The organism is Streptomyces sp. NBC_01314, assembly GCF_041435215.1.
Lineage (GTDB): Bacteria > Actinomycetota > Actinomycetes > Streptomycetales > Streptomycetaceae > Streptomyces.
On sequence record NZ_CP108394.1, the window covers coordinates 10,359,728 to 10,385,323 of the forward strand.

A 25,596-nucleotide genomic window follows, 5' to 3' on the forward strand; every position below is an offset into this window, starting at 1 on the left:
TCTGGACGGTGCTCCGCGAGTCTGCCGGTCGCTCCGGCTCCCCGTGCACCACAGCCTTGTCCGCGATCGGCGGTGCGGCCATGAGGCGACCGGCCCTCGTCGTGGGCCATGCCGACCGGCGCCCTGGGCCGGTCGGCCCAGGGGCACTTCCGCACCACCTGCTCAAGGGCCGTTCAGCACCCTCGCCCGGACCGGTCGGCTCATGCGCAACGGCCGGCACCGGAGTTGGCTGGAAGCAAGGAGAGCGACTCCGACTCGAAGGGGAGCGAGAACAGTGGGTACGAGTCTGACACCGGAGTTCTGGCAGCTGTTCGCCGTCCTGCTCGTCGCGGCCATCGGCGTGACCGTCGTCCTGACCGCAGCGTTGGACGAGCTGGCCGTCCGCCTGCTGAGCCGTCGCGCGCACAAGCCGCCGACGCCCACGTCGTACCGGCCCGAGCACGCCGGGCACCGGCCTTCCGTCCACAGTTGAAGGGACCCGGCCAGAGGGAACCGCCGGGTGCACCGTGCACAGGTTCCGCCGGACCGGCGTCGAGCACCACTGCGTCGGTCCGGCGGCGGCGTGCCCGGACACGCGCGCCCGTCTACGCGACTCCCCTCCTCGGCAGCGGCCCCGTCGGCACCACCGCTCTGAGCGGCGACGCGGGCCGGTCACTTTGTCTCCCTCGCTTCGGGCTACGTGATCATCCGGACTCCGGCCGACGCGCAACGGCATGGGCCGAAGGTCCCGGACAGAGGCCGAACCGCCCCTCGTGCCGCCCGGCAGCCGGTGGGACGGTGAGGAAGAACCTCGTGCCGCACCACTGGGCACTCCGACGAAGGGTGGGTGGGCGAGATGGAGCTTCCTCTGGTCGTAGGTGTCGACGGATCGGATGCGAGCCTTCCGGCGGTCGACTGGGCGGTGGACGAGGCAGCCCGGCGCGGTGTTCCGCTGCGGCTGGTGCACGCCTCCCTCTGGGAGCGCTACGAGGGTGCCACGCCCTGGACCGGCGTCGAGCAGCCGTTCGAGCGGGCGCTGGCGGAACACATCGTCGCCTCCGCGGCCGAGCGTGCCGCACAACGCAACCCGGAGGTGAAGGTCTTCACCTCGATCGTCGCCGAGGAAGCAACCGACGCCCTCCTGCGCGAAGGCAACAACGCCTCCGCCCTGGTCACGGGATCGCGTGGCCACGGTGAGCTGAAGGGGCTGCTCCTGGGCTCGGTCGGCCTGGCCGTGGCGGCCCGCGCGCACTGCCCGGTGATCGTGGTCCGCGGTGACAAGGCGGCCCTGGCCGGCACCCACGAGCGGATCCTGCTCGCCGCCGGGGACCCGGCCACGAGCGGCGAGGCCGTACGGTTCGCCTTCCGCGAGGCCGAGGCACGCGCGTGCACCCTCGATGTCGTACGCGCCTGGCGCTGCCCCGCGTACGACATCTCCGAGAGTCCTCAGACCGTGGTCGAGGACCTGGAGCGCCACCACGAGGAGCGGGCCTCCGCCCTGCTCGACGCGGTGCTCCACGACGCGATGGCCGACCACCCGGGTGTCCGGGTGCGCCGCGCGACGGTCGAGGGACCGGCCCGCAAGGTGCTCCTGAGCCGCTCGGCCGCCGCCGACCTCGTGATCATCGGGGCGCGGCGCAGGCAGGGCCACTTCGGCCTCCAGCTCGGCCTGGTGAGCCATGCGCTGCTGCATCACGCGGACTGCCCGGTGGCGGTCGTCCCGCAGCCGGCGTGAGGACAGGTCGAGCTCTACTCGTTCACCTGGGAAATGGGAAAGGAGTTGCTCGTGACCGTGCAGTCCCGCACCGAGCTCGTCCCCGCGCTGCGGGACGTCCGGGCCGTCGTCCTCGACACCGACGGGGTGATCACCGACTCGGCCCGGGTGCACGCCGCCGCGTGGCGGACCGCATTCGACGCCTTCCTGCGCGCACACCCGCCCGAAGATCCCCGCGCGCGGCGCCCGTTCGACGTACGCGACGACTATCTGCGGTACGTGGACGGGAAGTCCCGCCTCGACGGCGCCGCCGCCTTCCTCGCCTCGCGCGGCCTCGACGACTCGGCGGACACGGTGCGTGCCGTGGCCGCCGACAAGGAGCGGCTGTTCACCGAGCGGCTGCGACAGCACGGCGTGGACGCGTATCCGGGGACGGTACGGCTGGTGCGTTCCCTGCGCCGGGCGGGGGTGCCCGTGGCCGCGGCGTCGGCGTCCCGGCACGCGGGTGAACTCCTCACCCGGGCCGGGGTGTTGGACCTCTTCGACGCTCTGGTCGACGGTGGCGAGGCGGCCAGGCTGGGGCTGGCGGGCAAGCCGGAGCCGGACCTCTTCCTGGAGGCGGTGCGCCGGCTCGGCGTCCCCGCCGGGCACGCCGCCGTCGTGGAGGACGCGCTGGCCGGTGTCGAGGCGGGCCGGCGCGGTGCGTTCGCCGTCGTCGTCGGTGTGGACCGGGCCGCCGGTGCGGACACCGCGGCGAGGCTGCTGCGGCACGGCGCCGACATCGTCGTACGAGACCTGGGAGAGCTGCTCGTGGGAGGGGTACCGCAGTGACGGCAGAGGACGCGGAGACGGCGGCAACGGGCTGGAGCTGGGAGTACGACGGTTACGCACCCGCGGACGAGCGCCTCAGGGAATCGCTGTGCGCGCTCGGCAACGGCTACTTCGCGACTCGCGGCGCGCTGCCCGAATGCGTCGCCGACGACGTGCACTACCCGGGTACCTACGCGGCCGGCTGCTACAACCGGCTCACCTCGGACGTCGCGGGGCACCGGGTCGAGAACGAGGACATGGTCAACCTGCCGAACTGGCTGCCGCTGCGCTTCCGCCCGGCCGGCGGGGAGTGGATCACGCCGGACACCGCGACGGTGCTCGACCACCGTCAGGTGCTGCACCTGTCCTCCGGGCTGCTGGAGCGCCGGACGCGGTACGCGCTCGGGGAAGGGCAGGCGCTGTTCGTGCGGCAGCAGCGGCTCGTGCACATGGGGGACCCTCATCTGGCGGCCCTGCGCACCGAGTTCACCGCCGAGGGCTTCGCCGGCGAGCTGGAGGTCGAGGCCGCGCTCGACGGCGGCGTCACCAACGCCGGGGTCGCGCGCTACCGCGACCTGGACGGCCGTCACCTGACCCACGTGCACACCGGCAGCGCCGGGCCCGACACGGTGTGGCTGCGCTGCCGGACCCGTACCTCGGACATCCGGATCGGCATGGCGGCCCGCCTGACCACCGTCTCGCCGGTCTCGGACCCGCCCGACGCGACACGTGCCGTCCAGCGGGTGCTCCTGCACCTCACCCCGGGCCGCACAATCGCCGTCGACAAGACCGTTGCCCTGCACACCTCACGCGACCCCGCGATCAGCGACCCGCTGGCGGCAGCCGTCTCCCGGGTGGGCGCGGCCCCCGGCTTCGAAGAACTCCTGGAAGGCCACCTCACGGCCTGGGACCAACTGTGGCGCCGAGCCGACCTCGAAGTCCCCGGGGAGCCGGGCCGCATCCTGCGGCTGCACCTCTTCCACGTCCTGCAGACCCTCTCCCCGCACACCGCCGACCTGGACGTGGGCGTGCCGGCCAGGGGACTGCACGGCGAGGCGTACCGGGGACACGTCTTCTGGGACGAGCTGTTCGTGCTGCCGTACCTCAACCTGCACTTCCCCGAGGTGTCCCGCGCGCTGCTCACCTACCGCCACCGGCGCCTGGACGCGGCCCTCGCCGCGGCGCGGGCGGCCGGCCGGCGCGGCGCCATGTATCCGTGGCAGAGCGGCAGCGACGGCCGGGAGGAGACACAGGAACTGCACCTCAACCCGCGCTCGGGGCGCTGGCTGCCGGACCGCTCGCGGCTCCAGCACCACGTCGGCTCGGCGATCGCCTACAACGTGTGGCAGTACTGCGAGGCGAGCGGCGACACCGAGTTCCTGCACACCAAGGGCGCCGAGATGCTGCTGCAGATCGCCCGCTTCTGGGCGGACTCGGCCGTGTACGACGAAGGCCTCGGACGGCACCGCATCCGCGGCGTGGTCGGCCCCGACGAGTACCACGACGCCTACCCCGACGCGTCCGAACCCGGCCTCGACGACAACGCCTACACCAACGTCACCGCCGCCTGGGTGCTCACCCGCACACTGGAGGTACTGCGGGGCCTGCCCGAACCCCGCCGCCGCGAACTCCTGGAGCGCACCGGCCTGGACGGCGGCGAACTCGAACAGTGGGAGGACATCTCCCGCACCCTCCACGTGCCCTTCCACGACGGGGTGATCAGCCAGTTCGAGGGCTACGGCGACCTCGCCGAACTCGACTGGGAGGGTTACCGGAAGCAGTACGACGACATCCGGCGCCTGGATCGGATCCTGGAGGCGGAGGGCGACACCGTTAACCGCTACCGGGCGTCCAAGCAGGCCGACGTGCTGATGCTCGGTTACCTCTTCGCGCCGGCCGAACTCCGGGCGCTTTTCGGCCGCTTGGGGTACCGGCTCGACGAGGACACCTGGCGGCGCACCGTCGACCACTACCTGGACCGGACCAGCCACGGCTCGACGCTGAGCGGTCTGGTCCACGGCTGGGTCCTGGCCCGGGCCCGGCGCGCCGAGGCATGGACGTTCTGCCAGGAGGCCCTGCGCGGCGACATCGCCGACCTGCAAGGCGGCACCACGGGTGAGGGCATCCATCTGGGCGCCATGGCGGGCACCCTCGATCTGGTCCAACGCGGACTGACCGGACTGGAGACCCGCGGCGGGGCCCTGTGGCTCGCCCCTGTGCCGCTGCCGGAACTGTCCTCGTACGGGTTCGCCATCCGCTACCACGGCCACTGGGGAGTGCGGCTGCGGCTGGAACGGGAGCGGCTGGAGATCGCGGTGCCGTCGTCCGACCGTGACCCGATCGACGTCCGGCTGCCGGACCGCGCGGTGTCCGTCCAGCCGGGGGAGACGTGCCGACTGGTGCTTCCGGACTGACCCTCACCCTCACGCCGGGACAACGGCGAGCGGGCACCTGGTGTGCCGCGCGACGGTGTACGCGACGCGGCCGATCCCGCCGCCGATCCCACGCCCCACCACCAACAGCGCGGCGTTGCCCGACGTCCGGACGAGGGCTCGGGCGGGGTCGAAGAGGACGACGTCCTCCAGAACGCGCACATGCGGGTACTTGTCGCGCCAGGGCCGCAACGCCTCGGCCAGCAGCGCCATTTCCTGCTCCGCGCGGGCGGCGTGGGCCGCCGGTGCCGAGGGCGAATACGGTGACGGTCCGGTCTCGGCGGCGGGAGGCGGCCCGGCGTGCAGTACGTGCAGCCGCAGTCCGCGTCGGCGTGCTGTGTCGAAGGCGAAGCCGATGGCGCCGTCGGCCGGGTCGCGGGCGTCGACGGCCAGCGTCACCTTGTCGGGCCGGTGTCCCAGACCAGTACCGGCGAGTCCGCTCGGTACGAGCACGACCGGGCAGGCCGCGGCCCCGGCGACGGCCAGCGCCGCTGAACCCAGCGACAGGCCGGCCCAGCCCCCTTCGCCCCGCACACCCAGGACGATCATCTCCGCGTCCCCGCCCTGGAAGAGCAGCGCCCGCACCGCCGCCCCCGCGAGCCGTAAGCTCTTGACGCGCAACGCCGGGTGACAGGCCGCGAGTTCGGCCGCCACGCGCGGGGCCACGGCCTCCGGGCGGTACGGCCACAGCTCCGGGGCGTCCAGACTGTCCAAGGGCGTCACGTGGACCACCCTCAGCGGCAGACCGCGCCACAGTGCCTCGTGCGCCGCCCAGTCGGCCGCGAGACGACTGTGCGCCGACCGGTCGACACCGGCCACGACCACTCGCTCCATGACGGATCACCTCCCGGGGGCGTGGACCGTCGACGCGTCGTGAGCACGGTGGCCCCGAGCGCGCGGGAGGGTCTCTCTCCCCTTCTCACCGTGGCGCGGCGTTGCCGCCCCTGGGCATGGGCCGAACGGACCTCGGTGGGGACCTGGCGGCCTCTCCCCGCGCGGGTGCCACGGCGCGACGCTGGTACTGCGGAGCGGATCGAGCACTGGAGGTGCGCGTCATGTTGTCGCCTGTTGTCGTGGGGGTCGACGGATCGGCCGAGAGCCTGGCCGCCGCCGTGTGGGCCGCCCACGAGGCCGCGCGCCGCGAGCGACCGCTGCGCCTGGTGCACGCCTCGAACTGGCACCCCCGCCAGGGGGAAGGCGAGTCGGCGAACGCCGCGCAGAGGCATCTGGCGCGCCGCGTTCTGCGGCAGGCGGAGAAGCATGTCCGCGCCACGTGCCCCGATGTCCGCCTCTACGACGAGCAGGTCGAGGGCCCCGCGACTGCGGCCATGCTGGCGGCCGGGGAAGGAGCAGACCTGCTGGTGCTGGGATCACGCGGACTCAGCGCCCTCACCGGCCTCCTCGTCGGATCGGTCTCCCTCGGCGTGGTCGCCAGGGCCACGCGTCCCGTCGTCCTCGTAGGGGCCGGCGAGGAATCTACGGACGAACACCTTTCCGCGCACGACGGGGCCGCGTCCACGCGTACCGCCCACCGGGACGTGGTGCTCGGCGTCGATGTCGGGGACTCGTGCGACGACGTCATCGAGTTCGCCTTCCGGGCGGCACAACTGCGCCACGCCCGGCTGAGGGCCGTCCACGCCTGGCACGCCCCCTCCGCGCTCGGCCTCGGACCCGGAGAGGTCGGACTCGTCGGAGATCCCCAACAGGCCGACGAGTGGCTGGGCTTCCTGTCCGCCCTGCTTCAGCCGTGGCGCGACAAGTATCCCGACGTGGAGGTCCTGGAGCAGGTCGTCGAGGGCAGGGCGACGGACGCGCTTGTCGGGGCCGCGTCCGGAGCGAGCCTCCTCGTCGTCGGGCACCGGCTGACCGAGCGGCTGGTGGGCCCGCGCACCGGACCCGTCACCCACGAGGTGATCCACCACGTCGGCTGCCCGGTGGCCGTCGTACCCCACACATGACACCGAGCCGTGCGGTACGTGCCGCACGGACATCGCCGAGACCAGCGAGAGCACACGGCAACGAGAGAGGTGACGGTCATGACGAGGCCGGTTGTGGCCGGCCTGGACGGTTCGCGCGAGAGCATCGCCGCGGCCGACTGGGCGGCCAGGGAAGCCCTGCGCCGAGGACTCCCGCTCCGTCTGGTGCACGCCTGGGAGGGCCTGCCGGACGAGGGGACCGAGGCGGCCCTGCCCGAACTGCGGGCACCGCAGTACCACGCACGCCGTGTGCTGCGCACCGCGCTTGAACAACTGAACGAGCGGTACCCGCAGCTGTACATCGCCGCCGAACAGGTGCGCAGGCAGCCCGGCCCCGCACTGCTCGCCGAGGCGGAGAACGCCGAACTCCTGGTCATCGGGAGCCAGGGGCCCAGCGGCGTCGGCGGATTCTTCTCGGGCTCCGTCGCGCTGGCCACGGTGGCCCATGTCCAGCAACCCGTCGTCCTCGTACGGGCCGGCTTCACCGCCGCGGACGAGCACCTGCCGGACTCCTCCGGAAAGCCGTCCGTCCGTGAGCCGCACCGCGATGTCGCGGTCGCCGTCGACACCGGCGGATCGTGCGACGAGGTACTGGAGTTCGCGTTCCGCGCCGCCGATCTGCGCGACGCACCGCTGCGGGCCGTGCACGCCTGGCACGTACCGCTCGGCCACGGCATTCCTGGGGACGAGGAACATGCCCGCCTGAGGGGTGCGGCGGAACAGGAACTCACGGCGCTCCTACAGCCGTGGCGGGACAAGTACCCCTCCGTCCTCGTCCGGGAAGCGCTCTACGAGGGACGCCCGGCCCATGTCCTCGTGCGGGCCGCGAACGGGGCGGGCCTGCTGGTGGTGGGCCGCCGCAGGCGTCGTGCCGCGGTCGGTTCGCACACCGGCCCGGTCGCCCACGCGCTGATCCACCACGTCGACCGCCCGGTCGTCCTGGTTCCGCACGACTGACGCCACGACCCCCGGGCCGGGTGGCCCCCGCCTGCGGCCGGCGAGGGCCACCCGGCCCCGGTGGGGGACCTGCGGCCCATGCTCCGTACCGGAGAAGAGGACAACCATCATGGATGCAGGGTTCTGTGAATTCAGGATTCCGTGTACTGTCGGTGTGGTGCTGACTCTCGCTGCTGACATCGAGGTGCTGGCGCGGTTCGGTCGCGCCCTCGCCGATCCGATCCGCTGCCGGATCCTCCTCGCCCTGCGCGAGGCCCCGGCCCACCCCGCCGACCTCGCCGACACCCTGGAGATCTCCCGCACGCGGCTGTCGAACCACCTGGCGTGCCTGCGCGACTGCGGCCTGGTCGTTGCGGTACCGGTCGGCCGTCGCACCCGCTACGAGTTGGCCGACGAACGCCTCGGACACGCACTGGACGACCTGCGCACCGCCGTGGTCGCGGTCGAGGCCGACAAGACCTGTGTGGACGCGGACGAGAAGGGCTGCTGCTGATGACCGCCGAGATACCCATCGGCATGGCCCCGGCCCCGGCCCGCCGTGACGTCCTCGCCAAACGGATACGACTACTGGTCGCCGCCACCATCACCTACAACGTCATCGAGGCCATCGTCGCGATCACCGCCGGGACGATCGCCTCCTCCACCGCGCTGATCGGCTTCGGCCTGGACTCGGTCATCGAGGTCTCCTCCGCCACCGCGGTCGCCTGGCAATTCTCGGCCCGCGACCACGCGGTACGCGAGGCGCGGGAGAAGGCTACGCTGAGGATCATCGCGGTGTCGTTCCTCGCGCTCGCCGCGTACGTCACCTTCGACGCCGTCCGCGCGCTGACCGGCGCCGGCGAGGCTGAACGGTCCATCCCCGGCATCGTCATCGCCGCTCTCTCGCTCGCGGTGATGCCGTTCCTGTCCGCCGCGCAGCGTGAGGCCGGCCGCGAACTCGGCTCCGCCAGCGCGGTCGCCGACTCCAAGCAGACCCTGCTGTGCACGTACCTCTCCGCCGTCCTCCTGGTCGGCCTGGTCCTCAACGCCACCCTCGGCTGGTCCTGGGCCGACCCTGTCGCCGCCCTGGTCATCGCCGCCATCGCCGTCAAGGAAGGCCGCGAAGCCTGGCAGGGCAAGGGCTGCTGCGCGACACCTGTTGCCGCGGCGGTCCCCTCCGCCGGCACCGAGACGGACGCGTGCGGCTGCCGCCCCGGCTGCGACTGCGACGGCTGAACCGGCACCTGCGCACGCAGAGGACCCCGGCCACGTGGCCGGGGTCCTCTGCTGTCCAAGATCATTCCTTAGCGGCCAGGCTGCTCGGACCTCCCGGACCGGGACCTTCGGCATCTCTACGGGCCGTGTGGCCGCTGCCCCTGACCCGGCGTGGCGCAGAAGCATTGCTGGCGGATCGCACCCTCCGTACCGAACCGCACAAGGAGCACAACCATGCCCAGGACCACAACGAGTGGGGAGCGAGCGGCGCCCAAGGCCACTCTCGGTCTGCCCGCCGCGTCCTCGCTCGTGATCGGCACCATCATCGGGACAGGAATCTTCGCCCTTCCGTCGGCCCTCGCCCCGTACGGGCCCGTCTCCCTGGTCGCCTTCGTCGTCGTGACATTCGGCGCGCTGGCGCTCGCGTTGACCTTCGGGGCGCTGTCGAAGCGGGTGCCGACGAGCGGCGGGCCGTACGTCTACGCCCGGGAGGCGTTCGGCGAGTTCGCCGGATTCCTCAACGCGTGGTCGTACTGGATCACCGCGTGGGCCGGCAACGCGGCGATCGCCGTGGCCTGGGTCGGCTACGTCGAGGTGTTCGTCAACACGGGCCACAAGACGTGGATCTCCATGACCATCGCCCTCGGCGGGCTCTGGACAGCCGCCGCGATCAACCTCACCGGCGTCCGCAACATGGGCGCGTTCCAGGTGATCACCACGGTGCTGAAGTTCGTGCCGCTCGTCTTCATGGCCACCATCGGGCTGCTGTTCATCGACCCGGACAACTTCGGCGCCTTCAACTCCAGTGGCCAGTCGGCGCTGGGCGCCATCTCGGCCGCGGCCGCCATCGCGCTGTTCAGCTACCTCGGCCTGGAGGCCGCCTCGGTGGTCGCCGGCCGGGTGCGCGATCCGGAGCGCAACGTGCCGCGTGCCACCGTCTACGGCACGCTCCTGTGCGCCGTCATCTACATCCTGGGCACCCTCGCGGTGTTCGGGACCGTCTCGCACGGGGCGCTGGGCGACACCGTCGCGCCGTTCACCGACGCCGCGAACAACATCGTCGGCGGCAGCTGGGCAGGAGACGTCGTGGCCGTTGCCGCGATCATCTCGGGCATCGGCGCCCTCAACGGCTGGACCATGCTGTGCGCCGAGATGCCGTACGCCGCCGCTCGCGACGGGCTCTTCCCCGACGCCTTCGCCAAACTGCGGGGGAAGAGCGGAGTCCCGTCCTTCGGCATCATCGCCTCCACCGTGCTGGCTTCTCTGATCACCGTGTTCAGCTACACGCGCTTCGAGGACGTCTTCACGAAGATCGTGCTGCTGAGCGTGTTCACCGCGGTGATCCCCTACCTGTTCTCCGCCGCCGCCCAGCTGTACTGGCTGCTGGTGCGCGGCCGGGAGAGCCTCAGCCGACGGCGCCTGGCCCGCGATGTCACCGTCGCCGCTCTGGCGCTGGCCTTCTCCTACTGGTCGATCCAGGGCAGCGGCTACCAGACCGTCTACTACGGGCTGTTCGTGCTGCTGCTCGGCGTGCCGGTCTACGTCTGGCTGAAGCGGGGCCAGGGCGAGTACGGCGACGCGAGCACGGTGGTCCACGCCGCGGGTGCCCCGCTTGAGGAGCGCGCCCCCGAGACGCCGGTGCCGCCCAAGCGGCTGACGCGCGGACCGGGCACCAAGCGCGCCGACGGCCCGCACAAGCGCGACGCCCACCGCCACCAGGACTGACACCGTCGACCTCACGCAGAGGAAGCAACGCCATGAACACGTTCCACGTGGACTCCGAAGTGGGCCGCCTGCGCCAGGTGATCCTGCACCGCCCCGGCATCGAACTCTCCCGCCTCACCCCGCGCAACGTCGACGCCCTCCTCTTCGACGACATCCTGTGGGCCAAGCGCGCCCGTGAGGAACACGACGCCTTCGCCCAGGTGCTGCGCGACCACGGCACCCGTGTCCACTACTTCGCCGACCTGCTCGCCCAGACCCTCGACGGCGACGAAGCCCGCGACTGGCTGCTCGACCGGGTGATCACCCCGGCCACCGTCGGACCGGCCCTGATCGACCCGGTGCGCGCACTCTGCGCCCAACTGGACGGGGAGACCCTCGCCGGCCACCTCATCGGCGGACTCCTCAAGAGCGACCTGCCGCTCGCCACCCCGCACAGCCTGGTCTGGAACGCGCTGGACGCCGACGACTTCGCCCTCGCCCCGCTGCCCAACCACCTCTTCCCGCGCGACAACTCCTGCTGGGTGTACGACCGTCTGTCGGTCAACCCGATGGCCAAACCCGCACGCCGACGCGAGAGCCTGCACGCCGAGGCCATCTACCGCTTCCACCCGATGTTCGCCGATGCCGCCGTGGAACCCCTCCTCGACGGTGCGGTGGGCACCCTCGAAGGCGGTGACGTGCACGTTCTGGGCAACGGCGCCGTCATGGTCGGCATGGGCGAGCGCACCACCGCGCAGGCGGTGGAGAACCTGGCCTCCCGGCTGTTCGCCACGGGCACGGCACAGCGGCTCATCGCCGTCCAACTGCCCGCCACCCGTGCCTACATGCACCTCGACACGGTGCTGACCATGGTCGACCGGGACGCCTTCACCATCTATCCCGGCCTCGCCGACTCCCTGCGCTCGTGGACGCTGCTGCCCAGCACGGCCCGCGAGACCGGCTTCGACGTCACTCCCGACTCAGACCTGGCGACGGCCCTGGCCGAGGCCCTGGACCTGGACAAGGTGCGGATGCTGTCCGCACCGCAGGACATCCGGGGCGCCGAGCGCGAACAGTGGGACGACGGAAGCAACTTCCTCGCCGTCGCCCCGGGTGTCGTCGTCGGCTACGAGCGCAACGTCACCACCAACACCTACCTCCGCAAGCAGGGCATCGAGATCGTCACCATCGCCGGCGCCGAACTCGGCCGTGGACGCGGCGGCCCACGCTGCATGAGCTGCCCCATCGAGCGCGACCCGGCCACCTGACCGCCCGACCCGGCAAGGGGAACCATCATGACCGTCGACCTGCGAGGCCGCTCCTACCTGAGCGAACTCGACTTCACCGCAGCCGAGATCCATCACCTCCTCGACCTGGCGGCCGCCCTCAAGGCAGCCAAGCGCGCAGGCACCGAGCGGCCCCGGCTGACCGGCCGCAACCTCGCGCTGATCTTCGAGAAGACCTCCACCCGCACCCGCTGCGCCTTCGAGGTCGCCGCCGCCGACCAGGGCGCCGCCACCACCTACCTGGGCCCCGGCGACACCCACATCGGCGCCAAGGAGTCCATCGCCGACACCGCCCGCGTGCTCGGCCGCATGTTCGACGCCATCGAGTACCGAGGCTCGGCCCAGTCGCTGGTCACCGATCTCGCCGCCTACTCCGGCATACCCGTCTACAACGGCCTGACCGACACCGCGCACCCCACCCAGAGCCTGTGCGACGTCCTCACCATGCGCGAACACATCCGCAAGCCGCTGCCCGACATCGCCTACTGCTACCTCGGAGACGCCCGCAACAACATGGGCAACTCCCTGCTGTCCATGGGCGCCCTGCTCGGCATGGACGTGCGCATCGCGGCCCCCGCCCGGCTGTGGCCCGACCCCGAACTGGTCACCACCTGCCGGGAACTGGCCGAGCGCAGCGGAGCCCGGATCACGGTCACCGAGGACGTCGAGACCGCCGTACGCGGTGCCGATTTCCTGCACACCGACGTCTGGGTGTCGATGGGCGAGCCCGCCGACACCTGGCGGGAGCGGATCGAGCTGCTGCTGCCGTACCAGGTCAACGACAAGACGCTGGCAGCCACCGGCAACCCGGACGTCCGGTTCATGCACTGCCTGCCGGCTCTGCACGACCGCCGTACCCGCCTGGGCCAGGACCTCTTCGACACCTACGGCCTGGACGGACTCGAAGTCACCGACGACGTGTTCGCCTCACCCGCCTCGGTGGTCTTCGACCAGGCGGAGAACCGGCTGCACACCATCAAGGCCGTACTCGTCGCCACCCTGGAGGACTGAAGCCATGCGCATAGTCGTCGCGCTCGGCGGCAACGCCCTGCTCCACAGGGGTGAACGTCCCGACGCCGCCGTCCAGCAGGCCAACATCGACCGTGTCGCCACCGCACTGGCCGCCCTGGCCCATGAGCACGAGGTCGTCATCACCCACGGCAACGGCCCCCAGATCGGCCTGCTCGCCGTGGAGAGCGCGGCCGATCCCGCCCTCAGCGTCCCCTACCCGCTGTACCTGCTCGGTGCCCAGACCCAGGGCATGATCGGGTCGCTGCTGGCCTGCACCCTGCACGACGCCCTGCCGGGCCGCCGCATCGCCACCCTCGTCACCCACACCCTCGTCAGGGCCGACGATCCCGCGTTCGCCCGGCCCACCAAGTTCGTCGGCCAGGTCTACTCCCGCGAGGCCGCCCGCTCTCTCGCCCACAAACGCGGCTGGCACATCGCGCAGGACACCACCGGCTGGCGCCGAGTCGTCCCCGCACCGGTACCGGAACGCATCGTGGAGACCGACACCGTCCATGAGCTGCTGAACAGCGGCACGTTGGTGATCTGCGCGGGCGGCGGGGGCGTCCCCGTCACCACGGACAACGACACCAGCGCGCTGACGGGCATGGAGGCCGTCATCGACAAGGACCTCACGGCCGCCCTGCTGGCCGAAGACCTGAAGGCCGACTTCCTGCTCATCCTCACCGACGTCCCGTGCGTGTACGAGGACTACGGGACCGCCGCTCAGCGGCCCGTCCTCGACGCCACCCCCGCCGAGCTGCGCCGCAAAGGCTTCCCGGAGGGCTCCATGGGGCCGAAGGCCGAGGCTGCCGCCCGGTTCGTCGAACGGACCGGAGGGCTCGCCGCCATCGGCGCCCTGGACGCGGCGTACGAGATCGTGCACGGCCGGTCGGGCACGCTGATCCGCCCGGAACTCACGGGCGGCTGAAGGCCAGGAAGGGGGGAGCGACCGGGCCGTCCGGCGCCCCCGGCGACGAACAGGAACGACAAACACGCGAACCGCAGGACATGAGTGATCCGAGGCACGGAACTCTTCCGCCCCAGGGACCGGCTGGTCCGCACTCAGGGACCTACGGTCCCTCGTGCCCCAGGCGCGGGGGCCACGAGAGTGGGAGCACATTCCCGAAGGAGGCCCATTCATGTCCCGTACCGTCACCGTTGGTCTGGACGGCTCGAACGAAAGCCTCGCCGCGGCCGAATGGGCCGCGCGTGAGGCCGCGCTGTACGAGATTCCCCTCCGTGTCGTGCACGCGGGGGAGCAACAGCCCCACGAGTATGTGCCGTTCGCGGGCGAGCAGATTCCCCCGCCGGGAGCCGACCGGTCCGCCCGCCTGCTGGCCGAGGCGCAGGCCCGGCTGGCCCACCGCCACTCCGGTGTACGAGTGAGCGCCGAGCAGATCGCCGGCCGACCGGTGCCTGCGCTGATCGCCGCCGCGCGGGAGGCCGAAGTCCTGGTCCTCGGATCGCGGGGCCTCGGCAAGGTGACGGGAGCCCTGCTCGGCTCCGTGGCCCTGGCCGTGGTCGCCCGGGCCGAGCGGCCTGTCGTCCTGGTCCGCGCCGTGGAGGACACCGGGCAGGAGCACCGACCGGAGGGTTTCGAGGAGTCCGACGGCACCACCACCCCGTACCGCGATGTGGTGCTGGGATTGGACCTGCGCGCTCCTGACAGCCACGTCCTGGAATTCGCCTTCGACGCCGCGTCCAGGCGCGCCACCAGGCTGCGTGTGATCCACGGCTGGGGCGCCGAGACCTCCCCCTCCGCTCCTGCGGGTGACGCTGGCCTGGCCCAGGACGGGCAGACGCCGGACGGCGTGCTCCGCCCCTGGCAGGACAAGTTCCCGGGCGTCGAGGTGACGGAGGAAGCGGTGGTCGGAGACGCCGGTGCGCACCTGGTGGACGCCGCGCGTGATGCCTCGCTGATCGTCGTCGGGCGCCGCAACCGCGCTGGCTCGCTCGGCTCGCACATCGGCCCGGTGGCCCACACGGTCCTCCAGCACGCGGTCGCACCGGTCGCGGTGGTGCCGCACGACTGACGGCGCTCAGGCGAACGGGGGCGGGGCGTGGTCCGTGAGACGGAGTCCGGTGATCAGATCAGGGTGGATGCGGATGGCGTGATCCATCCGCTGCATCACCCAGGGGCGCAACAAGGCCCGGTAGCGGGCCAGTTCCCGCGGATCGGTGACCAGCCACGCATAGCCCGTGACGACCACACTCCACCCAGTGTGCGTGTCGGGGTCGATGTCGTCGGCCTCATAGGCGACGACGGCCCCCGCGCCTCCGGCCTGCCGGGTGTACCGGGTCAGCGCGGCGTCACCGTGGGTACGGATGACGATGTCGCCGTCGACCAGCATGTGGTTGACCGGGCGGACGGTCGGCAGCGCGTGCCGGGTGAAGACGACCCGCCCCAAGGACACACTGCCCAGCAGTCGCAGCGCTTCGGCCCTGTCCAGCTCGACACTCGTGTGCGCTCCTGAGGAGTCCGATGTGTCGTCGCCGGCCATGGCAGGTTTCCGTATCGTTGGGTCACTCACAGTTCACTGTCTCCCGGAGCCACGCGTGGGCCTGATCAGGCCATTCGAACCGCGCGGGAGTATGTCGCGCCAGGGCCGTTCGGCCTCGGCCGGAGACCGATGGTCCCCGACCCGGGGGCCGGTCGTCCCTCGAACCGGGTGGTCTACCGGCGGTGCATGGTCTCCAGTGCGGAGGCAAGCACGTGGGGGTCGTGGTGGCCTTTGTAGACCTCCGGCGGGTGCCTGCGCAGCTTCAGGAGCTGCGCCACCGCCGTGAAGGCCGTGCGCACGGAGTACTCGACGGTGAAGACGACATCGTCGGGCACCTCCGCGAACTGGCCGATGAAGGCGAGGTTCACCGATCCCTCGGGCACCACCCGTGGCCGGTCGTCGCGTCGGCGGGCCAGGAACTGGCTGGTGATGTACGGCATCACGCAGGGCACGACGATGGAGGTCTCCAGGATCCGGGCCTTGGTCCGCTCGTCGAACGGGAGGTGGTGCAGGACCTCTTCGAGGATCTCGCGGCCGGAGCACATCGTCATCGGCTTGGGCGTGTGGTTGCCGGCCCGGCCAGGGAACAGGCCGTAGCCCCACCAGACGGACACGTCCTCAGGCTGGTCGCGGTAGACGGGCTGCCGGTTGGCGACGATGGTGAGCAGCCAGTTGGATTCGGTGAAGGTCATCAGCCCGCCCTTGCCGGTCTCGCGACCACTGAACTCCTTGAGCGCCTCCAGGAAGGCGGGGTCCTTCGTGGTGACCGTGAACGACTCCCAGCGGGACTCCTTGACGTGCTTGTCGAAGACGCCGGGGTCGCCGAAGTCGTCACGTCCGCGGGCCAGTCGGTGCCACAGCAGCCAGGCGTCCGAGCGGTGGGGGGCCGGCGGAGGCGCGGAGGTGTGCGAGCCGAGGCTGGAGGCGTCCGTCATGGAACCGTTGGTGACGAGGACCAGGTCCTCGGGCGCGACGGTGACCTCCTCGTCGACGCCGCCCCGGTTCATGTAGATGATCTGGACCCTGCCGCGCCCGGCGCCCGGGGCGAACCCGAGGTCGGTGACGTGACAGGCGGTGTGGACCGTGACGCCGCGCTCGCGCAGCCAGGCTGTCAGGGGCCGGACGATGGAGTCGTACTGGTTGTAGCGGGTCCGGTGGATGCCTGACATGGAGGCGAACTCGGAGAACAGGTGGATGAAGCGCCTCAGATAGCGGCGGAACTCGATCGCGCTGTGCCAGGGCTGGAAAGCGAACGTGGTGCACCACATGAACCAGAAGTTGGTGGTGAAGAAGTGTTCGCCGAAGCAGTCGGTGATCCGTTTGCCGTCCAGATGGCCCTCGGGGGTGGCCAGACAGCGGACCAGTTCCAGCCGGTCGCGTTCGGAGAACCCCATCGAGGCGGTGTCGACGATCTTGCCGTCCCCGTCGACGAGACGCGCGATGTCGTCCCAGGCGAAGTCCTCGTGCCCGGCCAGGATCTCCTCGGTCACGGAGACGGCGGGGTCGTCGAGGGTGGGGATACCGGACAGCAGGTCGTACGTGCAGCGGAACTCGGCCTCGAACATCCGCCCGCCGCGCATGGTGTAGCCGGCGTCGGCCGTGCCGCCCGCGTCCAGGCTGCCGCCGAGGGTCCGCTGCTCCTCGAAGAGGTGGATGTCGCTTCCCTCGAAGCCGCCGTCGCGGATCAGGAACGTCGCCGCGGCCAGTGCCGCGATGCCGCTGCCCACCAGATATGCCTTCGCCATCACACAACTCCTTGCTCTCGCCTGTCGATCGGAACTGCGTATCCCACGGTTTCCTGTGGACCGGGGCCCTGTATGTGGGCCGTTGGTCACCTCGTAGGTCCGGACGGCCCTCGGATCGGGACTCGACGGTGGCCCGGTCGGTGGACAGCCATCGGCAGGGCGTGTTCTCACCGCGGACTTGTTGCGGGTCCCAAGGCCTTGTGGCAGAGGTGTCGAGTGGGAACCCTGGGCGCTGAGCCGTTGTCCGTGCCCCTCTGCCATCGAGGGGCACGGACCGCGCTGAAACACGGCGACGCTGTCGGGGAGTTCGGTGCCGCTCGGCTTCATCGGATCCGGCGGACGCCGGCCACGTGGGTGTGCGGACTACGGCTGATCCGCCCCCTGGGCGTCCGGACGGTGGCCCTGTTCACGGCGCTCACGGCCGTAGTAGGCGGTGCGCATGAGTTCCCGCATGTCGTCGAGCATGGGCATACGGGGGTTCGCGGGTGCGCACTGGTCCTCGTAGGCGTTCATGGCCTGCTGGGGCAGGGCGTCGAGGAAGGCGCGCTCGTCGACGCCGAGGGACCGGAAGGTCGGTTCGATGCCCACGGCGTCGCGCAGACGTTCCACCGCGGCGGCGAGCGACTCCACGCCCTCCTGCGGGGTCGCGGCGGGCAGGCCGAGGGTGCGGGCGATGTCCTGGAAGCGTTCCGGGGCACGGTAGTTCTCGTACTTGGGCCAGCCCGTGAGCTTTGTGGGGACGGTGCCGTTGTAGCGGATGACGTGCGGCAGCAGGACCGCGTTGGTGCGGCCGTGCGCGATGTGGAAGGTGGCACCGAGCGTGTGGGACATGGCGTGCACGATGCCGAGGAAGGCGTTGCCGAAGGCCATGCCCGCGATGGTGCCCGCGTTGTGCATCTTCTCCCGGGCCTCCGGGCTGTTCGCACGGTCGTTCACCGCCGCTTCGAGGTGGTCGAAGACCAGGCGGATCGCGTGCAGGGCGGGCCCGTCGGTGAAGTCGTTGGCGTAGACGGAGACGTACGCCTCTATGGCGTGGGTGAGGGCGTCGAAGCCGCTGTCGGCGGCCAGGGCCGGGGGCAGTTCGGTGGTGAGGAGCGGGTCGACGATGGCCACGCTGGGGGTGAGGGCGTAGTCCGCGAGCGGGTACTTCTTGCCGCTGGCGGGGTCGGAGATGACCGCGAAGGGTGTGACCTCGGCGCCGGTGCCGGAGGTGGTGGGGACGCACACCAGGCGGGCGAGCCTGCCGAGGACGGGGAAGCGGAAGGCGCGCTTGCGGATGTCGGAGAACTTGTGCCGCATGTCGGCGAAGTCGATGTCCTTGCCCTCGGCCTGCTGCTCGTACAGCAGCCACATCACCTTGGCCGCGTCCATGGGGGAGCCGCCGCCCAGCGCGATGATCGTGTCGGGGCGGAAATCGCCCATGAGGCGGGCGCCGCGCCGCACGGAGTCGATGCTCGGCTCAGGTTCGACGTTGTCGATGATCTGGAGGGTCACCGGTTCGTGACGGCGCTGGAGGACCCGGCTCACCCGGTCGACGAAGCCGAGGCGGGTCATGGTCGCGTCGGTGACGATCGTGACGCGGTGCACGTCCGGCATGGACGCCAGATAGCGGATGGCCTGCGGCTCGAAGTAGATCTTCGGCGGGACCTTGAACCACTGCAGGTTGTTGCGGCGCGAAGTGACCCGCTTGACGTTCAGCAACTGGGCGGCGGAGACGTTGTTGGACACCGAGGTACTGCCCCAGGAGCCGCAGCCCAGGGTGAGCGAGGGCAGCAGGTTGTTGTAGATGCCGCCGATCGCGCCCTGCGAGGACGGTGCGTTGACGATGATCCGTACGGTCTTCATGCGTCGCCCGTATGCCTCGGCGAGTTCCCGGTCCTCGGTGTGGATGACGGCGCTGTGCCCCTGCCCGTGGAAGGCGACCATGTCGGCGGCGAGGTCGAAGCCCTGGGCCGAAGACCCCGCGCGGAGCACGGTGAGCACCGGGCACAGCTTCTCGCGGGTCAGCGGCTCGTCCGGGCCCACCCGCTCGGCCTCGACCAGGATGAGCGAGGTGTCGGCGGGCACAGTGAAACCGGCCTGCTCGGCGATCCACGCCGAACTCTGCCCGACGGCCGCGGAGTTGACCTTTGGCTCGCAGCCGGCGCCCGCGGCCTTGCCGGTCGGGAAGAGGAACGTCTCCAGCTTCGCCTTCTCCTCGGCGGTGGCCAGATGGGCGTGCAGGGTGCGGAATTCGGCGAGGGCGGCGTCGTAGATCTCGTCGTCGAGGACGACGGCCTGTTCGGAGGCGCAGATCATGCCGTTGTCGAACGTCTTGGACAGCACCAGGTCGTTGACGGCCCGGCGCAGCTTGGCGCTCTTGTGCACGTAGGCGGGGACGTTGCCGGCGCCGACGCCGAGCGCGGGCTTGCCGGCCGAGTACGCGGCCTTGACCATGGCGTTGCCGCCGGTGGCGAGGATCAGTGAGACGCCGGGGTGGTGCATGAGCGTACGGGTCGCCTCGACGGACGGGGTCTCGATCCACTGCACACAGTGCTCCGGCGCACCCGCGGCGACGGCCGCGTTGCGCACGATGCGGGCAGCTTCCGCGCTGCACCGCTGGGCGGAGGGGTGGAAGGCGAACACGACCGGGTTGCGGGTCTTCAGTGCCATGAGCGCTTTGAAGATCGTGGTGGAGGTCGGGTTGGTGACCGGCGTGACCGCGCACACCACACCCACCGGCTCCGCGATCTCGACGATGTCCTCGATGTCGTCGCGGGCGATGACACCGACCGTCTTCATCGCGCCCATGCTGTGCGTGACGTGCTCGCACGCGAACATGTTCTTCGCGGCCTTGTCCTCGAAGACACCGCGCCCCGTCTCCTCCACCGCGAGCCGTGCCAGCGCGGTGTGCTGGTCCAGGGCGGCGACCGACGCCTTCTTGACGATGTGGTCGACCTGTTCCTGGGTCAGCGACTCGTAGTCGGCGAGCGACTTCAGGCCGGCCGTCACCAGCCGGTCCACCGCGACTGCGATGTCGGACGGCGCACCGGCGCCTGCCGCGGCCTCGGTTCCGACGTCGTGACGGGTCATGAGTGCGCCTCCGTTGTCGAGGGCCGCCGAGGCTGACCGGCGGCTTCTGGTGGGAGCGGCACCGCGGGGACCGCGGCCGCTCCTGTCCCCACTCTTGTCCGCGCGGCAGTCCGCCTCTTGTGCCGAAGGTCCCCCGTCGGGGCCTGACCGGCCCCGGTCCGGGCGGGCCGAGCGGTCCGCCCGGACCACTGGTTGTACGGCGGGCCGGTGCGCGTCACTGCCCGGTGATCCCCCGGGAGGGGCCCTTCTCGGCCGGGCGGTCGTCAAGGCGGAAGGTCAGGTTGCTGAACACCCCGACGACTCCGTCCACCTGCCAGGTCGACCGGACGGCGTGAGCGATGTCGGTACGGTGTTCCAGGCGCCCTTCGAGTGTCACCAGACCGTCGTGGACCGAGACGACGACGGCGTCGGGCGGCAGGCCGGGAGCGGCGACCAGGATCTCGTCGGTCACCTCCCGGCGGATGTCCTCGTCCGTGCGCAGGAAGACCCGCAGCAGGTCCCGGCGAGTGGCGATACCGATGAGCCGGTCCTCCTCGTCCACCACGGGAAGCCGCTCGATTCCGTGACGCTCCATCACCCGCGCGGCGTCCGGCACGGGTTGCTCCGGATGCACCGTGATCGCGGGCGTGGACATCAGTTCGCCGGCGGTGGTGGCAGGCACCCCGGCAGCCGCTCGGTGCCCCGGACGCCGCAGGCGCGGCAGCCGGTACCTGCGGTCCCGGCGCCCACCGGCCCGGGCCGCCTGACCGCGCACCAGATCGGTCCCGGAGACCACCCCGACCACCTTGTCGTCGTGGTCGACGACCGGCACCCCGCTGATCCCATGGGCGTCCAGCAGCCGGACCACGTCCTTGAACGGAGTCTCCCGGTGCGCCTGGACGACCTCGTCGGTCATCACGTCGCCCACAGTGTGGATCTTCACGGTGTCTTCCTCCTTCACCGGCGAGAGAAGGGGCGGAGCCATTCCGGGGTGCCGCCGGGTGACGGGGCTTCGCCCGTACACGTCCGGCGCATCCGGGCTCGATTCCGCCCCGGCCTCTTCAGCCGTCCGTCGCTTCGTTCTGTGCTGGCCCGACGGGCGGCCCGCCCCGCCACGGCGGCGGTGTGGCCGACCTGCGGGCCGCGTCTGCGCGGTGCGCGACCTGGTAGGCCTGGCCGCGCAGCCGCTCGTGCAGCCGGTCTGCGAGCTCGTGCGCGCTCGCCTCCCGGGCGTGCACCACCACGAGGGTGCTCCCCACGGTGATCTCGGCCCCGGCGGACCACGGCTGCTCGGCGTGGTGCGCCGGGGCCCTGGTGATCCGCACCTCGCCGCTGACGGCCGGCAGGCCCGGCCGGCCCAGAGCCGCGTCGACCTTGGCTCGGACGTAGGCGAGGGCTTCCTCGTCCACGTCGCCCTCGGCCCGTACACGCACCGTGTCGGTGGTGACGTGGGTTCCGGTGTCCCTGGCAGTCAATGTGCTCAACTCCTTCTGAACAGCTGATCGTTGGGTGCGGCTCCAGACTGCTGTGTGCGCCCGCCCCGGCCCAGGGCCGGCCGGCCCCCGGAGCGGGGCCGGGTGGGCCGGCCTCACCGGCTGTCGCTCGTCCCCAACTCGGGGAGCGCGGCCCGTCCCGCTTCCAGACGGGCGACCGGGACGCGGAACGGCGAGCAGGAGACATAGTCCAGTCCGGCCGCGTGGAAGAAGTGGACGGAGTCCGGATCCCCGCCGTGTTCGCCGCAGACGCCGATCTTCAGGCCGGGGCGTGCGGCGCGGCCCTCGGCGACGGCGATCCCGACGAGGCGGCCGACGCCCGCGCGGTCGATCGTCTCGAAGGGGGAGGTGGCGAAGATGCCCTTGTCGAGGTAGGCGGAGAAGAACGCGGCCTCGACGTCGTCGCGGGAGAAGCCCCAGGTGGTCTGGGTGAGGTCGTTGGTGCCGAAGGAGAAGAACTCCGCCTCCTCGGCGATCCGGCCGGCGGTGAGGGCGGCCCGGGGCAGCTCGATCATGGTGCCGACCGGGCAGCGCACGGGGACGCCGGTCTCCTCGCTCACCTCGGCCAGGACCCGTTCTACTTCCGCGCGTTCGATGCGCAGTTCCTCGACGGCGCCGACCAGCGGCACCATGATCTCGGCCTGGGGGTGGCCGCCGGCCCGGGTGCGTTCGACGACCGCTTCGGCGATGGCCCGTACCTGCATGGCCACCAGGCCGGGGATCACGAGGCCGAGGCGTACGCCGCGCAGGCCGAGCATCGGGTTCTCCTCGTGCATACGGCTGACGGCTGCGAGGAGTTCGGTGTCGTGCGGGTCGGGCGCGGCACCCCGGGCCCCGGCGGTGGCGACGCGGACCGCGAGGTCGGTGCGGTCGGGCAGGAACTCGTGCAGGGGTGGGTCGATGAGCCGGATGGTGACGGGCAGGCCGTCCATCGCCTCCAGGATCCCGGTGAAGTCCTGGCGCTGGAGCGGGAGCAGGGCATCCAGCGCACGCTCCCGGGCGGCGTCCGTGTCGGCCAGGATCATCTCCTCGACCAGCTTGCGGCGCTCGCCGAGGAACATGTGCTCGGTCCGGCACAGGCCGATGCCCTGCGCGCCGAACCGCCGGGCCCGCGCGGCGTCCTCGGGAGTGTCCGCGTTGGCGCGCACATCCAACCGCCGTACACCGTCGGCCTGTTGGAGAGCGCGGGCCACCACGTCGACCACGCGGGCGGAGTGCTCCCCGCGCCCGCCGGTCTCCAGGTGGCGGATGACCGCGGAGTCGACCAGCGGTGCCGCACCGGCGTACACGGCACCGGCGGAGCCGTCCACCGAGATGACCGTGCCCTCCTCGACGACGGTGCCGTCGCGGGTGGTGAAGCGGCGGGTGTCGGTGTCGACGGTGAGTTCCTCGACGCCGCAGACGCAGACCTTGCCCATGCCGCGGGCGACGACGGCCGCGTGGCTGGTCTTGCCGCCGCGGCTGGTCAGCACGGCCTGGGCGGCGACCATGCCGGGCAGATCGTCGGGGGTGGTCTCCTGGCGGACCAGGACCACCTTCTCGCCGGACGCGGCACGCCGTACGGCCTCGGCGGAGTCGAAGACGGCCGCGCCGACCGCGGCACCGGGCGAGGCCGGCAGGCCATGGGCGAGCGCGTCGCCGGTCGCGGAGGCGTCGAAGCGGGGGAACATCAGCCGGGCCAGCTGCTCCCCGCTCACCCGCGCCAGGGCCTCGTCCGGGGTGAGGATCCCTTCGTCGGTCAGCTCGGCGGCGATGGCGAACGCGGCCTCGGCGGTGCGCTTGCCGACCCGGGTCTGGAGCATCCACAGGGTGCCGCGCTCGATGGTGAACTCGATGTCGCACAGGTCCCGGTAGTGCCGTTCCAGGGTCTCCATGTGCTCGCGCAGCCGCCCGTACGACGTCGGGTCCAGCCGCTCCAGTTCGGCCAGGGGCACGGTGTTGCGGATGCCGGCGACGACGTCCTCACCCTGCGCGTCGGCCAGGTAGTCGCCGTACAGGCCGGGCCGTCCGGTGGCCGGGTCCCGGGTGAAGGCGACGCCGCTGCCGGATTCGTGGCCGAGGTTGCCGAAGACCATGCGCTGCACGGTGACCGCGGTGCCCAGATCGTCGGGGATGTGCTCGCGGCGGCGGTAGAGGCGGGCCCGTTCGCCGTTCCAGGAGTCGAAGACGGCGAGGACGGCGCGGCGCAGCTGTTCGGCGGGGGACTGCGGGAAGGTCTCGCCCGTCTCGTCGAGGATGAGGTTCTTGTAGACCTCGACGAGTTCGGCGAGGTCGCCCGCGTCCAGGCGCAGGTCGTCCGTGACGCCACGGATCTCCTTCAGCAGGCCCATGGCCCGCTCGAACAGAGCGGAGTCGACGCCCATTACCGTGCTGCCGAACATTTGCACGAGGCGACGGTAGGAGTCCCAGGCGAAGCGTTCGTTCCCGGAGACCTTGGCCAGGCCCAGGACGGATTCGTCGTTCAGTCCTATGTCGAGGATCGTCTCCATCATCCCGGGCATGGAGAACCGGGCGCCGGAGCGGACGGAGAGCAGCAGCGGGTTGTCGGGCTGCCCCAGCAGCCGCCCGGCGGCGGTCTCCAGGCCGGTGAGATGCCGGGAGACCTCCTGGGCCAGGCCGTCCGGCTCCGTACCGGTGGTCAGGAAGGTACGGCAGGCCTCGGTGGAGATGACGAAACCCGGCGGAACGGGCAGGCCCATCCGGGTCATCTCGGCCAGGTTCGCGCCCTTGCCGCCGAGCAGGCCGGCCAGGTCACGGCCGCCCTCGTGGAAGTCGTACACGTATCGGACCATGACGCCGTGCTCCTCAGCTTCGTACGATGGCTGCGTGGGCTTCCCGCCCGTTCCAGCGTCGGCCGGGCGCCGACCGGACGACAGGTGCCGGCAGTCCCGACCCGGGCGGGAATCAGGGCCGACCGGCCCTGGTCTTTCGGCCCCGGGGCGAGAAGGATCTCGGTGTGGAGGCCGATTTCGCGCACGGGCGGACATCGGTACGGACGCGCGACGAGGAGCGACTGATGGCGGACAGCGAGCAGCCCGGTACTGACGGCGAGATCCGGGTCTTCCTGCTGGACGACCACGAGGTGGTACGTCGCGGAGTGCGTGACCTGCTGAACGACGAGCCGGACATCACCGTGGTCGGCGAGGCGGGAAATGTCGAGCAGGCCCTGGTGCGGGTCCCCGCGCTGCGCCCGCAGGTGGCCGTCCTGGACGTCCGACTGCCCGACGGCGACGGGGTGACCGTCTGCCGGGAGCTGCGCTCGCGCATGCCGGACCTGGCCTGCCTGATGCTGACCTCGTTCGACGACGAGGAGGCCCTGCTCGACTCGATCATGGCGGGGGCGTCCGGGTACGTACTGAAGCAGATCCAGGGCTCCGACCTGGTGTCGGCCGTGCGCACGGTGGCCCGGGGCCAGTCCCTGCTCGACGCGAGCGCCACCACCAAGCTGATGGCCCGTCTCCGCGCGGGTCAGCAGCCGGCGGAGGAGTCGGAGGCGCTGCCGGGTCTGACCGACCGGGAGCGGGAGATCCTGGCCCTGATCGGCGAGGGGCTGACCAACCGTCAGATCGGCCAGCGGCTGTTCCTCGCCGAGAAGACGGTGAAGAACCACATCTCCCGCCTGCTGGCGAAGCTCGGAGTGGAGCGGCGCATCCAGGCCGCCGTCATCGCCACCCAGGCCCAGGACCGGCTCAGGCACGAAGGCCACTGAGGCCGCCGGGACCGGCGTACGAGCTGTGGGGCCG

At 71.4% G+C, this 25,596-nt stretch carries 21 protein-coding genes; 14 read left to right on the plus strand and 7 right to left on the minus strand.

Features of this window, described 5'->3' with window-relative positions; translation table 11 throughout:
- Positions 1–274 precede the first annotated feature (274 nt).
- The 4 genes from OG622_RS45590 to OG622_RS45605 all read left to right on the plus strand — a co-directional run bounded on the left by OG622_RS45590 (position 275) and on the right by OG622_RS45605 (position 4,917).
- Positions 275–472 (plus strand): hypothetical protein, encoded by a 198-nt coding sequence (locus OG622_RS45590; RefSeq protein ID WP_086752700.1) that lies wholly within the window; start codon positions 275–277, stop codon positions 470–472.
- Positions 473–835: 363 nt separating this feature from the next.
- Positions 836–1,714, plus strand: a complete 879-nt coding sequence (locus OG622_RS45595) for a universal stress protein (RefSeq protein WP_371583001.1) — start codon at positions 836–838, stop codon at positions 1,712–1,714.
- Between the two features lie 51 nt (positions 1,715–1,765).
- Positions 1,766–2,524, plus strand: coding sequence for an HAD family hydrolase (locus tag OG622_RS45600; RefSeq protein ID WP_371583003.1), 759 nt, complete (start codon positions 1,766–1,768; stop codon positions 2,522–2,524).
- Complete coding sequence (locus OG622_RS45605) at positions 2,521–4,917, plus strand: glycoside hydrolase family 65 protein (protein WP_371583005.1); 2,397 nt, start codon at positions 2,521–2,523, stop codon at positions 4,915–4,917. Before OG622_RS45600 ends, OG622_RS45605 begins: the two co-directional genes overlap by 4 nt.
- A 9-nt stretch (positions 4,918–4,926) precedes the next feature.
- On the opposite strand, the gene OG622_RS45610 is transcribed toward OG622_RS45605, so the two are convergent.
- Positions 4,927–5,769 (minus strand): universal stress protein, encoded by an 843-nt coding sequence (locus OG622_RS45610; RefSeq protein WP_371583006.1) that lies wholly within the window; start codon positions 5,767–5,769, stop codon positions 4,927–4,929.
- Between the two features lie 221 nt (positions 5,770–5,990).
- Between OG622_RS45610 and OG622_RS45615 the strand changes: the two genes are divergently transcribed.
- The 9 genes from OG622_RS45615 to OG622_RS45655 all read left to right on the plus strand — a co-directional run bounded on the left by OG622_RS45615 (position 5,991) and on the right by OG622_RS45655 (position 15,096).
- Positions 5,991–6,893 (plus strand): universal stress protein, encoded by a 903-nt coding sequence (locus OG622_RS45615; protein WP_371583007.1) that lies wholly within the window; start codon positions 5,991–5,993, stop codon positions 6,891–6,893.
- A 78-nt stretch (positions 6,894–6,971) separates the two neighbouring features.
- Positions 6,972–7,868, plus strand: coding sequence for a universal stress protein (locus OG622_RS45620; protein ID WP_086747224.1), 897 nt, complete (start codon positions 6,972–6,974; stop codon positions 7,866–7,868).
- A 157-nt stretch (positions 7,869–8,025) separates the two neighbouring features.
- Complete coding sequence (locus OG622_RS45625) at positions 8,026–8,361, plus strand: helix-turn-helix transcriptional regulator (protein WP_086747225.1); 336 nt, start codon at positions 8,026–8,028, stop codon at positions 8,359–8,361.
- Positions 8,361–9,083 carry a cation transporter gene (locus tag OG622_RS45630; RefSeq protein WP_086747213.1) on the plus strand — a complete coding sequence of 241 codons (723 nt, stop codon included), beginning with the start codon at positions 8,361–8,363 and terminating at the stop codon, positions 9,081–9,083. Before OG622_RS45625 ends, OG622_RS45630 begins: the two co-directional genes overlap by 1 nt.
- 288 nt (positions 9,084–9,371) lie before the next feature.
- Positions 9,372–10,787 (plus strand): APC family permease, encoded by a 1,416-nt coding sequence (locus OG622_RS45635; RefSeq protein WP_371584425.1) that lies wholly within the window; start codon positions 9,372–9,374, stop codon positions 10,785–10,787.
- 32 nt (positions 10,788–10,819) lie between these two features.
- Positions 10,820–12,034, plus strand: a complete 1,215-nt coding sequence (locus OG622_RS45640) for an arginine deiminase (RefSeq protein ID WP_371583008.1) — start codon at positions 10,820–10,822, stop codon at positions 12,032–12,034.
- Positions 12,035–12,061: 27 nt separating this feature from the next.
- Positions 12,062–13,063, plus strand: a complete 1,002-nt coding sequence (gene argF / locus OG622_RS45645) for an ornithine carbamoyltransferase (protein WP_086747216.1) — start codon at positions 12,062–12,064, stop codon at positions 13,061–13,063.
- A 4-nt stretch (positions 13,064–13,067) separates the two neighbouring features.
- Positions 13,068–13,991 (plus strand): carbamate kinase, encoded by a 924-nt coding sequence (locus OG622_RS45650; protein ID WP_371583010.1) that lies wholly within the window; start codon positions 13,068–13,070, stop codon positions 13,989–13,991.
- Between the two features lie 211 nt (positions 13,992–14,202).
- Positions 14,203–15,096, plus strand: a complete 894-nt coding sequence (locus OG622_RS45655) for a universal stress protein (RefSeq protein WP_086747218.1) — start codon at positions 14,203–14,205, stop codon at positions 15,094–15,096.
- Positions 15,097–15,102: 6 nt separating this feature from the next.
- Here OG622_RS45655 and OG622_RS45660 read toward each other — a convergent pair whose 3' ends face one another.
- From OG622_RS45660 to ppdK, 6 genes are all read right to left on the minus strand, one after another.
- Positions 15,103–15,564, minus strand: a complete 462-nt coding sequence (locus tag OG622_RS45660) for a pyridoxamine 5'-phosphate oxidase family protein (RefSeq protein ID WP_086747219.1) — start codon at positions 15,562–15,564, stop codon at positions 15,103–15,105.
- Positions 15,565–15,737: 173 nt separating this feature from the next.
- Entirely contained in the window at positions 15,738–17,636 is a 1,899-nt protein-coding gene (locus OG622_RS45665; RefSeq protein WP_306300360.1) for an oleate hydratase, read from the minus strand.
- 36 nt (positions 17,637–17,672) lie between these two features.
- Positions 17,673–20,381: a bifunctional acetaldehyde-CoA/alcohol dehydrogenase gene (gene adhE, locus OG622_RS45670; protein ID WP_086747221.1), complete on the minus strand. Its 2,709-nt coding sequence runs from the start codon at positions 20,379–20,381 to the stop codon at positions 17,673–17,675.
- Between the two features lie 214 nt (positions 20,382–20,595).
- On the minus strand, positions 20,596–21,303 hold the full coding sequence (locus OG622_RS45675; protein WP_256960260.1) for a CBS domain-containing protein: 708 nt from the start codon (positions 21,301–21,303) through the stop codon (positions 20,596–20,598).
- A 118-nt stretch (positions 21,304–21,421) separates the two neighbouring features.
- Positions 21,422–21,835, minus strand: coding sequence for a hypothetical protein (locus OG622_RS45680; protein ID WP_086747223.1), 414 nt, complete (start codon positions 21,833–21,835; stop codon positions 21,422–21,424).
- Between the two features lie 113 nt (positions 21,836–21,948).
- Positions 21,949–24,645, minus strand: a complete 2,697-nt coding sequence (gene ppdK / locus OG622_RS45685) for a pyruvate, phosphate dikinase (RefSeq protein ID WP_319069375.1) — start codon at positions 24,643–24,645, stop codon at positions 21,949–21,951.
- Between the two features lie 224 nt (positions 24,646–24,869).
- Between ppdK and OG622_RS45690 the strand changes: the two genes are divergently transcribed.
- Positions 24,870–25,562, plus strand: coding sequence for a response regulator transcription factor (locus OG622_RS45690; RefSeq protein WP_086750618.1), 693 nt, complete (start codon positions 24,870–24,872; stop codon positions 25,560–25,562).
- Positions 25,563–25,596 lie beyond the last annotated feature (34 nt).